The 9,250-nt window shown below is 54.7% G+C and carries 7 protein-coding genes; 1 reads left to right on the top strand and 6 read right to left on the bottom strand.

Going from position 1 to position 9,250, the window contains the following annotated elements:
- From ABX962_RS21295 to ABX962_RS21320, 6 genes are all read right to left on the bottom strand, one after another.
- On the bottom strand, positions 1–2,988 hold a 2,988-nt coding region (locus ABX962_RS21295; RefSeq protein WP_372722100.1), incomplete at its 3' end, for an efflux RND transporter permease subunit.
- A gap of 4 nt (positions 2,989–2,992) precedes the next feature.
- Positions 2,993–4,378, bottom strand: a complete 1,386-nt coding sequence (locus ABX962_RS21300; RefSeq protein WP_372722102.1) for an efflux RND transporter periplasmic adaptor subunit — start codon at positions 4,376–4,378, stop codon at positions 2,993–2,995.
- A 261-nt stretch (positions 4,379–4,639) separates the two neighbouring features.
- The gene (locus ABX962_RS21305) at positions 4,640–5,191 is read right to left on the bottom strand and encodes a hypothetical protein (RefSeq protein ID WP_372722104.1); all 552 of its coding nucleotides are present in this window, start codon (positions 5,189–5,191) and stop codon (positions 4,640–4,642) included.
- A gap of 289 nt (positions 5,192–5,480) precedes the next feature.
- A complete protein-coding gene (locus ABX962_RS21310) occupies positions 5,481–6,653 on the bottom strand; it encodes a hypothetical protein (RefSeq protein WP_372722106.1) in 1,173 nt (390 codons plus the stop codon).
- 444 nt (positions 6,654–7,097) lie between these two features.
- Positions 7,098–7,565, bottom strand: a complete 468-nt coding sequence (tadA, locus tag ABX962_RS21315) for a tRNA adenosine(34) deaminase TadA (protein ID WP_372722112.1) — start codon at positions 7,563–7,565, stop codon at positions 7,098–7,100.
- A 62-nt stretch (positions 7,566–7,627) separates the two neighbouring features.
- On the bottom strand, positions 7,628–8,527 hold the full coding sequence (locus tag ABX962_RS21320) for a family 16 glycoside hydrolase (protein WP_372722108.1): 900 nt from the start codon (positions 8,525–8,527) through the stop codon (positions 7,628–7,630).
- A 153-nt stretch (positions 8,528–8,680) separates the two neighbouring features.
- Here ABX962_RS21320 and ABX962_RS21325 point away from each other — a divergent pair, with 153 nt between their 5' ends.
- On the top strand, positions 8,681–9,124 hold the full coding sequence (locus tag ABX962_RS21325) for a VanZ family protein (RefSeq protein WP_372722110.1): 444 nt from the start codon (positions 8,681–8,683) through the stop codon (positions 9,122–9,124).
- Positions 9,125–9,250 lie beyond the last annotated feature (126 nt).

Raw genomic sequence — 9,250 nt, forward strand, 5'->3', positions numbered from 1 at the left:
GATCACCACGGTGGCCAGTGGTCGCTGCATCTCGGCACCATCGCTGGTCGAAAACGCCATCGGAATAAATCCGAAACTGGCCACCAAGGCGGTCATCAATACGGGCCGCAAACGATTCAGTGCCGTTTGCTCGGTGACTTGACCCATCGGCAAACCAGCCAAGCGGGCATTTTCCGCCGCACTCACCCAGACCAAACCGTTCAGCACGGCGACACCGAACAGTGCGATAAAACCGACACCGGCTGAAATACTAAACGGCATGTCACGCAGCGCCAGTGCAAAGATCCCGCCGCTGGCCGCCATCGGCACGGCCATAAAGATCAACATCGCCAACGACACACTATGGAACGAGGTGTGCAACAGCAGGAAGATCAGCAGCAACACAATTGGAGTGATCACGAGCAAGCGACGACTGGCGGACTGCAGGTTCTCAAAATCACCTCCCCAACGAATCTCATACCCCACAGGCAGATCGACTTGTTCGGCCACGGCCCGTTTTGCATCACCGACAAAACTGGCAACGTCTCGGCCGCGAACGTTGGCAGCGACAAAGGTTCGTCGTCGCACGTTGTCGTGCTCGACCGACGGAGGCGTTTCCTCGAGTTTCAGATCGGCCAATTCGCCTAGCGGCACAATCCGTCCGCCGACCGAATCGACGGGCAATTGCCGCAGCAATGCTTCGTCTTTGCGCCATTCTTCGGGGATCCGCACCAAGATCGGATAGCGGGCTCGACCATCGATGATCGTGCCAACATTGCGTCCGCCCAACGATTCGATCGCCCCCAAAACTTTCGAGGCGTTGATTCCGTATCGTGCCAACGCTTCGCGGTTGGGACGTATCGACCACGTTTGTAAATTGGCTTGATAATCGGCACGCACATCCGCGGAACCCGGAATCATCTTCAAGACGCTTTCGATTTCCTTGGATTTCTTGGCCAATACGTCCAAGTCGTTTCCGTACAGCAACACCGCGACATCGGATTTGACCCCTGCGACCAACTCGTCGACTCGCATCTCGATCGGTTGAGTAAACCCAAATGCAACTCCGGCGACTCGGCCGTTAAGTTGTTCGTCCATCTCGGCGATCAAATCATCGCGTGTGATGCCTTCGCGCCATTGGTCATGCGGTTTCAAAATCACCCACACATCGGTCTGGTGAACTCCCATTACATCGTTTGCAATTTCCGGACGTCCGGTTTTGCAAAAGACGGTTTTGACTTCGGGAAACTCCATCAAAATTGTCTCGATCTCGGTGCTCATTTCCGTTGCACCTTCGATCGTTGCACTGGGCAAACGCACTGCTTCGACCAGCAAGTCGCCTTCTTCGAGCCGTGGCATGAACTCGGCTCCCAATCGCATTGCCACTGGCACGCTGACGCCAAACACGCTCAATGCGATCAGCGCGGTCAATGCCGGAACCGCGATGGCACGATGGACTAGCGGCCGATAAATCCATTTGACCCAGCGAACAAAGAAGACATCTTTGTCGGTCAGATTCCTCGGCAGCGCGATCGCAGCAAGGGTTGGCATCAACGTCATCGATAGAATCAACGATCCAAATAATGCAAACAAAACCGTCATCGCCATCGGCCGAAACAATTTCCCTTCGGTCCCTTCGAGCAACAGCACCGGGACGTACACCACCGCGATAATCAGTTCTCCGAACATCGTCGGTTTACGCACTTCGATACACGCGTCACGAATCACTTCGACACGCTTTCGAGCATTGCCCACGTTGTGCGAAAGTTTGTGCATACAATTTTCGATCATGATTACCGACGAATCGACGATCAACCCAAAGTCGATGGCACCTAAACTCATCAAACTTGCCGAAATCGCCGTGGCGTACATCAAGTTCGCCGCGAACAACATCGACAACGGGATCGCCAACGCGACGATAAACCCGGCTCGAAAGCTGCCCAACATCACTAGCAGCACCAAGATGACCAACAAGCCGCCTTCGATCAGATTTTTCATCACGGTTTTTAGTGTCCGGCCAATCAACGCAGATCGGTCATAGGTGATTTCGAGCCTCACGCCGGGTGCCAGCGTTGGCATAATCTCATCGATCCGCGTCTTGACTCGCTCGACGACTTCACGCGAATTTTCGCCGATCAACATCATCACCAACCCCGTGACTGCTTCGCCACGTCCATCACGCGTGACGGCACCTTGCCGTGTCATCGGAGCGATTTCGACCTCGGCGATATCGGACAACAGAATCGGTACCCCATCCTCGTTACGACGAACCACGATGCTGCGAATTTCGTCGACGTCTTTTAGCAACGCCTCCCCCCGGATGAACCGCTGCTCGTCGTGGTAAACGACATAACCGCCGCCGGTCGAACCATTGTTCTCTTCGACACGGCTGAACAGATCACTGAGTGTGACATTGTTACTAACAAGGGCATCGGGGTTGGGGCGGATCTCGAATGTTTTGTAGAAACCGCCGTGCGTATTGATCTCGGTCACGCCGCGTACTTCCCGCAGCTTGGGTGCGATCTCCCACTCTAACATTGTCCGCAATTGCATCGGCGTGTAGCCATCGCCGCGCACCTCGAACTGCAAGATCTCGCCCAGCGCCGTGGTCAACGGCCCCAATTCAGGAGTCCCATAGCCTGGCGGGATTGCCGCAGCGGCGGTCGGCAGACGCTCGGTGACGACTTGGCGAGCGAAATAGATATCGGTGCCCTCGTCAAAAACAATCGTAACGACGGAGATGCCGAACTTCGATACGCTGCGGACCTCTTCGACGTTGGGCAATCCGCCCATGGTCGATTCGACTGGATAGGTGATGTATTGTTCCACTTCGACCGGTGACAACGAACCGGCGTCGGTGATCACCGCAACTTGGACATTGGTCATATCGGGAACCGCGTCGATCGGCAATTCGATCGCACTTTTCACGCCCGCGGCAGCCATCAAAAAGGTAACGGCGAGGACGATGAAGCGATTCTCGAGACAGAATTCAATCAGTTTTTGTAACATTTGCTTATTCCTCCTCGCCGGCAAGAAGAATTTCGCTCTTCAGTTTAAAAACGCCTTCGACCACGACCTGATCGCCGACTTTTAACCCCGAAGTGATTTCGGTCATCTCGTTCTGCTGTTCGCCTGTCGCGACATCCACGCGTCGAAATTCGGTATCACTGTCTGCGACAAACACAAACGTTTGATTTTCGTGCACCACCACCGCCTTGGTCGGCACCGCAATCACGTCGCGTGACTCTGCCGTCGGGACGGTCATGCGAATGAACATTCCTGGACGCAACCGAGTGTCCGAGGATGTGATCTGAGCGACCAGCGGCGCTGCCCCAGTCGCCAAATTCACTCGCCGCCCCACCACAATCACTTCGCCTTCGAATGAAAAGTTCGCAATCGCGGGCGCCGTAATCGTTACGATTTGTCCGAGTCCGATGGTGATTGCATTCCAATCACTTTGCCGAATATCGGCTTCAGCCCATAAGTGTGTGGTGTCCGCGATCGTAAAGATCGGCACGCCGATCGAAACACGCTCGGTCGCGGTTAGCAACCGTTCCTCGACCGTACCGTCGATTGGCGAAACAAGATCAACGTTCGAAAGCGTATCCTTTTTCACTTTGCTGAACGACGCTTGCGTCACCACAGGAGCCGCAGGTCCAAGCAGGGCATTGAGCCGCTGAAGCGCAATATCGACCTCTCGTTGCGCGGCTTCGGCGGCGGCAGTCGACTGTTTGCATTGTTGCCCCACATCAAACAACGCCTGCTCCATCAGCGACGTAAGCGCGGCATCAGCGGTTTGCCTTTCTCGCTCGCGTTCGGTCTGGATCCGTCCCGCAATCGCACCGACATCTGCGGCTTCGCGAGATCCATCGGCAATCGCGATCGCCGAACGTTTTCGCGCATACGCTTCGATCAACGTGCGTCCATAATCCCCCAAAGTCTCAGTCGCCAATCGGGTTACGAGGTTTTCAGGCGATTCTCCGGCGCGAATCAGTGCCACTAGCTCTTCGACGCCGCTGCATATTTCCGAATTGCGTTTTTGTTCGTTCACGGCTAGCTGCAGACTTGCCAATCTTGATTGAACCTCGCTGCGGGCTTGGCCGACTTCGGGGCTACTGATGCGGGCGACGACTTGGCCGCGAGTGACCTCGTTGCCAGGTTGCACCAGGATCTCGGTCAGAATTCCCTCACATGCAGAATGGATCGAGACGTGACGGTTTTGGTCATAGTCCAGCCGACCGGGCAGCGTGCACGTCGGTTGCAACGGTCTGCGTTTAACCGCTTCGACTTCGATTGCGGCAGAGGCGATTTTGGGCGGCGGCAATTTGACCGTGCGAATTTCCGCAGCGGAAGTGTTCGCCGAATCAACCTCGGCCGAAGCAAGATCGACCGATTCCACACTTGGATGCTCGGACCTCGGCCAGAGAAAAAATGTGACACTGACAATGAGAGCGCATATTCCGAGCGCGTAAAGCAATTTCTTATGCATAGTTCGTATTCGCCAAAGTGTCCTTGAAACGATCCAAAGACGGAGTGCGGAGAAGAATGAGTGGTGCTGAGGGCCATAGCTCTTGGGTGCCAACAACGACACGCGAACCGATAATCATGCGCACGCGAGTGCGCAAGCCAGCGGACGCTTACCGAGAGAGAGCGGGACGAACTAGGTCCGCATGACGCAAACAAGTGTGCATAGAGGCACGTTTAGATACGTTTGCGTAAAAGAATGACTTGGCAGAGTTTCACTCGCTGGCGGTACAACAACCCCAGGATTGCGAACCGCTACCCAGTGGCTCATTGCATCGGCGTGCAGCGAACTCCACACGCTTGCCGAATCGAGATCCACCACGGAATCCCCATCGTCCCCCCAAAGTCCCAGCGGTGAGAACGAAGCCGAATGAGGACCATTCATTTCGTCAGCACAGCGCGCCAAAAAATCAGATGGCAAAAACAGATGCCAATGCAAATCCTGGGACGCCCGATCGCTTAGCGAAGGAGAGTCCAGGGGGGATATCGGGTCACTGATTTGATGATGCCGCGCTAGATGCGAGATGAGCGAACTGTCACGCAAGGTTTCGTGCGAGTGCACCACTGGCATTGGGAATTGCGAAAGCACCAACCAGACCAACACGGCGAGACGCAAACCACGGACCGCAACTGATTTCACAGCAACGTGGTGGAGGGGGCCAGCGGCAGGAAGGGCAAGGTGGGACATAGAAGCAATATTAGCTCGCTACCGAGAGTCCGTCAATTCTTTGTATCCGACCGTCACGCCGGCCGGGTTAAAGAACTTCGAGAGTCCAGGGTCGCTGCGCAATCACGATCCCAACCCGACGCGTCAGCAAGGGACCGCATCAAGAACAAATTTCCCTCGCTTACGCGTCGAGTTGTCATATTTATGAGCCGGAAGCACTCCTACGGATCATCGCATTGGGCGCATAAAAAAACCGAGACATGTAATAAACATGTCCCGGTTAAATAAATAGCGTGGTGTGCTTTTTGAATTAGCGATTCAGTTCGATACCGAACGTCGCTCCGACCATCACAACATCTTGGTCTTGTGAACCGCCTTGCTCTTGGTTGGTGCCGGTTGGGTCCACTGGACCGCCTCGCCAAATCCCGGTCGCCAAGTCAATCACTTGAACACCGGTACGAATCTTGATTGCCTTGGTCAGTTGGTAAGCCAACTCGCCGCGAATATCAAACCCGATCACAAATTCTTCGTTGCGGTCATACAGAGCACGTGTCTGCGACGAAAAGTTGTTGTCTGGGGTATCGCCGATGCCAGTGGTCGTATCGACGTTGCGTTGCGACCTTGCCGTTTGCAAACTGCCACCGACCATACCGCGGAAATCAGCGGAGTAGGTGAAGCGTTCACGGAACTTGACATAGCGGAAACCAAACTGCCCCGCCAGGATCTCGTTTTCAGTGATCACCGAGTTGGTGGTCAGTTGTTCGTAGTCGTCGCCGAAGTTGGGATCCGGAAGTGCCGAACCATTCGCCGTCGTGATGTAGTTCTGCTGGCTGTTGTAATCGTTCAACCGTGCCCAACGGAAACCGACGAACGGTTCGAGGATGCCGCCGTAGTGATAAGGTTCCATCCGCCAGGTCTTGTTCAGCTCGTAGCTGTTAAAGTCCATGACGTTGACCGAATCGCCGACGATATACAATCGTTGGTCGTAGCCCAGCGTGTTACCATCGCCCTGAATGACCGGTCCATTTTCGCCATCGTCGTCGGGGACAACGCCAAAGCGAATCAAACGTTCGGTCGCCAAGACATCTCGTTTGCCAGGACCGTTCAGTTGAGTGAAGGTGAACATCCAACCGTGCTCGACATCCGGCAACATGTACCCGATCTCGTAGCGATGTCCCCAACCCTGGTCGAGTTTCGTTTCAGCGTCTTGAGCAATCTCTAACTCAGGCCGCGATGCGTACAGAGCCAGTCGATCATAAGTCGCAAACCAACCTGTGTTGGCCCGCTTCTTTGGCTTCATATCGGCCAAGTCCATATCATAGACAGGCCGGAACCATTGAAAGTCAGGATCGAACGCTAGCGGGTCCGCTGGTGGCACATGGTCTTGTGCATTTCCTGTGGCAATGGCGCCTAGCATCGCTAATGTTGTGAGCAGGCTTGCCGTCAGCTTCCGTACCGACATCGCGTGTTCCACCGTCTTCATGAAGTTTGGTTTGTCAAGTGACACATCCGTCACTCTATGCCTATTGACCGCCCTCTTTGATTGACAACGTCAACGCAAAGCTTTGGCGGGTTCGCACCGAAATCTTCTCTCACTCCTCACCAGCTACCCAAGCAGGATGAACGAGCAGGGTGGCAGCGGTTTGCGAGAGAGCAATTCGGGTTGTACCGGTAGTATCGGCTGGCTCGATCGCAAAGGCTTAGTTTGTTTGGCATTAGAAACAGCAAAAGTCCGAGAATCTGCAAAACCGGAACACTTTGCCATTGCTTTCCCGCTATTTCGTGGCAATTTGCCAACGGGCTGACGTCCCGAAAAAGGTCCCCGACGGCTCCGCGCCCCCTTTTGAACCTTTTAAGGACTCCAATCACGCGGCGGCGACTCGGTCCACGCCGCGGTTTTCAGCGCGCCGCAATTTCTTGCCCGCAGCTACTTCTTGCCCATGGCGCGTTTGCTGGCAAAGAAATCGGTCAACACTTTGCCACAGCGATCCGCCATCACACCGGACGTGACCAAACAGCGATGATTCAAGCGAGTGTCTTCGAGCAAGTGGTACATGCTGGCCACAGCACCTGCCTTTGGGTCGCTCGCGCCAAAAACGACGCGAGGAATCCGGGACTGCAGAATCGCTCCCGCACACATAATGCAAGGTTCGAGCGTGACATAGAGTGTGGTCTGTTCGAGCCGCCAATCTTCGACCGCCGCCGCCGCTTGCGTGATTGCAATCATTTCGGCGTGAGCCGTCGGATCTTTCAAGCTTTCACGTTGATTCGATGCTGCCCCGATGATGGAGTGATCCCGAACAATGATCGCGCCGACCGGAACTTCGTCTGCGTCGACAGCTTGAAAAGCCAATTCGAGCGCACGGCCCATCCAATACGAGTCGGACTCGAACATCAACTTGGCTTGCAATTCCACATCCTGTGGGTCGAACGCACTCAAATCCATTTCTCGGTCACTCACTTCGATTCCTTTTGCTTCGTTTCGTTTTGCTTCGTTTCGTTTTGCTTCGTTTCGTTTTGCTTCGTTTCGTTTTTTGTGGCGGCGTCCGTCTTGGAAGCTGCCTTGTCTGATTTACCCTGATTCTGCGGCTTCAAATCGTCTGCCGTCAATCGGCGAACCCGCATGTTGCGAATCTCCGAGTCACATTGAAACGCGGCAACCCCCAGCGGCTCGCATTGTTCCATCTCGGCACGAATATCAAAGACGTGTCCCTCACGCGGCTGATCGATCAGCTTTTTGCCATCAATCCAACACTCGATGGCATTGTCAGTCACACGAGCACGCACCTTGTACCACTTGTCGTTGTCAAAATTGCGAAACTGAGTTGTTGCATTCTGGCTGGCGTCGTTATCGTCGACGTTGCTGATCCCAAGGATCCCGCCGCCCCACCCGCCCATGATCAGACTGACCTTCGACTCACCGACTGGAAACGTCAAACCGCAAAAGAAGTCGTAGCCTTCGGTGCGACGCGCTTCCAATGCAATTTCATAGTTTTCTCGCAGCACGTCGCCTTCCCAGCGGATCCCCGACAGCGGGTCGCCGTAAGCGATTTTGGCCGAATTGCCTTTGATCTCGACTTCTCCATCACCCCCAAATTGACAAGCAACCCAAGAACCTTCCAGCGGTTTCCAGTTCTTCGCTGCGTTTGCCTTTTCGCTGGCAGTTTCCTCATCATCCTTCCTCGCGGATTCCGATGGAACCGCTGCAGGGGACTGGGTGGATTCAGCAGATTGGGCCTGAGCCGTCTCCGACGAAGCAAACACAAAAACCGTCGATGCGACAATCGTCAGCGTGAGAACGTGGAGTTTGGCAGGGGTTGTGATCGCGAAACGCTTGCAAAGCAGCTGGTTTAGCACCGTCGATTCCTTGTCGAAAAAATGGAGAGGGAAAGTTGATGGAGGATCAGACACCGCCAACACACCCGGAAGAGGGGCAAGTTCGGCATTAGCCGCTCAGCCCGACGCCGGTCCTTGTCGAAACACCTTGTCTTGAACAAAACGGAGTTTCTAATGTCATCTGCTCCAGCTTATCCCAACATGGGGACATCGATGCAGTCTATCACGAAAAAAACGATCCTTGGCTTCCGGCTAGCGATCTTTGCGCTGGGGGGCTATTGGTTGGTCCTCTTCGTGCTCACTCACATCCCGAGCTCGATGATCACACCGCCCAAGATTAGTGACAAACTGATGCACTTCACCGCCTTCGGGGGGCTGGGGATGCTGATGTGCTACGTGACCACGTCGGATCGACTGGTTCGACGTTTTAGCATCATTGCGATTATTGGCATGAGCTACGCCGCGATTGACGAATACACACAAGGTTTCGTCCGCGGTCGATCGCCCGACCCGATGGATTTTGTGGCGGACACCGCTGGCATTCTGACCGCGATAGCGGTCTACGCGACTGTGCGTGCGATTTATTACCTCTGGAAATCACGCGCCGCGATGGCTTAGCGATCAATTCGCCGTTGACCCCTCGCACTGCATCGTCGACAATCTCTCGAAGGCTGCTAAAGCCTCGAAATTGCCTAATTTGATGCCGCTTGAAACCCTTCCGGTCAACATGTCGACGACTGCTGC

The sequence above is a fragment of the Novipirellula sp. genome, assembly GCF_041583735.1.
Classification (GTDB): domain Bacteria; phylum Planctomycetota; class Planctomycetia; order Pirellulales; family Pirellulaceae; genus Novipirellula.

Coding starts and splice junctions, on each gene's coding strand:
- ABX962_RS21305 (WP_372722104.1), bottom strand. CDS start 5,191: ATGTCCCACCTTGCCCTTCCTGCCGCTGGCCCCCTCCACCACGTTGCT.
- ABX962_RS21310 (WP_372722106.1), bottom strand. CDS start 6,653: ATGAAGACGGTGGAACACGCGATGTCGGTACGGAAGCTGACGGCAAGC.
- tadA (WP_372722112.1), bottom strand. CDS start 7,565: ATGTTCGAGTCCGACTCGTATTGGATGGGCCGTGCGCTCGAATTGGCT.
- ABX962_RS21325 (WP_372722110.1), top strand. CDS start 8,681: ATGTCATCTGCTCCAGCTTATCCCAACATGGGGACATCGATGCAGTCT.